At 52.1% G+C, this 2,680-nt stretch carries 2 rRNA genes (1 of these 2 running past the window's edge); both read left to right on the top strand.

Features of this window, described 5'->3' with window-relative positions:
- The first annotated feature begins 626 nt into the window (after positions 1-626).
- Positions 627-2,431 (top strand): 16S ribosomal RNA (locus EDX97_RS11935).
- A gap of 160 nt (positions 2,432-2,591) precedes the next feature.
- Positions 2,592-2,680: ribosomal RNA gene (locus EDX97_RS11930) — 23S ribosomal RNA — on the top strand; it runs 3,476 nt beyond the window's last position.
- Together the 16S and 23S rRNA genes form the textbook arrangement of a ribosomal RNA operon.

Raw genomic sequence — 2,680 nt, 5'->3', positions numbered from 1 at the left:
TCAAAAGTGGCCAACGAGTGCCGGGTGGCGGGGGCGCCCCACCAGAGAGCTCGGAGGGTATGTGAGAGCGGGTGGCCAGTCGAGCAATCGGCCGGCCACAACACAACCGCAATCAAACAACTGTACCATATCTTGAAGACTTTCATTGCGTGGTCCCTTGAACAGGCTTGCAGGCTCCGGTCTCGCTAGCGAGGGATTCATAGTGTTGGTCGGCCCCCACGAAACCGGTCGCTCAGGCTTCACGGCGTACTGGGGATGCCCTGAAGGCGACGAATGCCCCGGCAATCGCCGCTGTAGGGATGGGTTCTGTGGATTACTGGCCTCTGGCGAGTTCTACCATCGAGCAACGGAAGGCAACCACGCCCGCCGGACGCCGCAATGGCTGAAGTCGGGCGCTGAGTCCTTCTCCTGGCGTGCCCCAGGCCACACGCCGCCCGTTCGGGCTCAGTGTGGTCGACGGCTTCGCTGGGGAACACATGAGTGGGAAAGCGGATTGCCGGCTCGCACGGCGCCCACGGCTCCTGCCGCAGGTGCTTTGCCCGGCGCGTCTCCGGACGCCACCCAGTGAACTTGACATCTCTCCGGCGCTGCTCGCAGCACCGGTTGCCGTTTTTCCGCGGCGGACGATAGTTATCTGGTTGATTCTGCCAGTAGTCATATGCTTGTCTCAAAGATTAAGCCATGCATGTCTAAGTATAAGCAATTATACAGCGAAACTGCGAATGGCTCATTATATAAGTTATCGTTTATTTGATAGTACCTTACTACTTGGATAACCGTGGTAATTCTAGAGCTAATACATGCTAAAAATCCCGACTTCGGAAGGGATGTATTTATTAGATTAAAAACCAATGCCCTCTGGGCTCTTTGGTGATTCATGATAACTTCTCGAATCGCACGGCCTTGCGCCGGCGATGGTTCATTCAAATTTCTTCCCTATCAACTTTCGATGTTTGGGTATTGGCCAAACATGGTTGCAACGGGTAACGGAGGGTTAGGGCTCGACCCCGGAGAAGGAGCCTGAGAAACGGCTACTACATCCAAGGAAGGCAGCAGGCGCGCAAATTACCCAATCCCGACACGGGGAGGTAGTGACAATAAATACTGATACAGGGCTCTTTTGGGTCTTGTAATTGGAATGAGTACAATTTAAATCCCTTAACGAGGAACAATTGGAGGGCAAGTCTGGTGCCAGCAGCCGCGGTAATTCCAGCTCCAATAGCGTATATTAAAGTTGTTGTGGTTAAAAAGCTCGTAGTTGAACCTTGGGCCTGGCTGGCCGGTCCGCCTCACCGCGTGTACTGGTCCGGCCGGGCCTTTCCCTCTGTGGAACCTCATGCCCTTCACTGGGTGTGACGGGGAAACAGGACTTTTACTTTGAAAAAATTAGAGTGCTCCAGGCAGGCCTATGCTCGAATACATTAGCATGGAATAATGAAATAGGACGTGTGGTTCTATTTTGTTGGTTTCTAGGACCGCCGTAATGATTAATAGGGACAGTCGGGGGCATCAGTATTCAATTGTCAGAGGTGAAATTCTTGGATTTATTGAAGACTAACTACTGCGAAAGCATTTGCCAAGGATGTTTTCATTAATCAGGAACGAAAGTTAGGGGATCGAAGACGATCAGATACCGTCGTAGTCTTAACCATAAACTATGCCGACTAGGGATCGGACGATGTTATTTTTTGACGCGTTCGGCACCTTACGAGAAATCAAAGTGCTTGGGCTCCAGGGGGAGTATGGTCGCAAGGCTGAAACTTAAAGAAATTGACGGAAGGGCACCACCAGGGGTGGAGCCTGCGGCTTAATTTGACTCAACACGGGGAAACTCACCAGGTCCAGACACAATGAGGATTGACAGATTGAGAGCTCTTTCTTGATTTTGTGGGTGGTGGTGCATGGCCGTTCTTAGTTGGTGGAGTGATTTGTCTGCTTAATTGCGATAACGAACGAGACCTTAACCTGCTAAATAGCCCGTATTGCTTTGGCAGTACGCTGGCTTCTTAGAGGGACTATCGGCTCAAGCCGATGGAAGTTTGAGGCAATAACAGGTCTGTGATGCCCTTAGATGTTCTGGGCCGCACGCGCGCTACACTGACGGAGCCAGCGAGTACTTCCTTGGCCGAAAGGCCCGGGTAATCTTGTTAAACTCCGTCGTGCTGGGGATAGAGCATTGCAATTATTGCTCTTCAACGAGGAATCCCTAGTAAGCGCAAGTCATCAGCTTGCGTTGATTACGTCCCTGCCCTTTGTACACACCGCCCGTCGCTACTACCGATTGAATGGCTCAGTGAGGCGTCCGGACTGGCCCAGGGAGGTGGGCAACTACCACCCAGGGCCGGAAAGCTCTCCAAACTCGGTCATTTAGAGGAAGTAAAAGTCGTAACAAGGTCTCCGTTGGTGAACCAGCGGAGGGATCATTACCGAGTTTACAACTCCCAAACCCATGTGAACATACCTTTACGTTGCTTCGGCGGAGCCGCCCCGGCGCCCGGAACCTCTTCGGTTTCGCGGCCCGGAACCAGGCGCCCGCCGGAGGCCACAAACTCTTTTGTTTTTACAGTTTCTTCTGAGTGTGCCGCAAGGCAAAATACAAATGAATCAAAACTTTCAACAACGGATCTCTTGGTTCTGGCATCGATGAAGAACGCAGCGAAATGCGATAAGTAATGTGAAT

This window comes from Absicoccus porci (genome assembly GCF_003725415.1).
Lineage (GTDB): Bacteria > Bacillota_I > Bacilli_A > Erysipelotrichales > Erysipelotrichaceae > Absicoccus > Absicoccus porci.
This window is presented reverse-complemented; position numbering and strand designations above follow the sequence as displayed.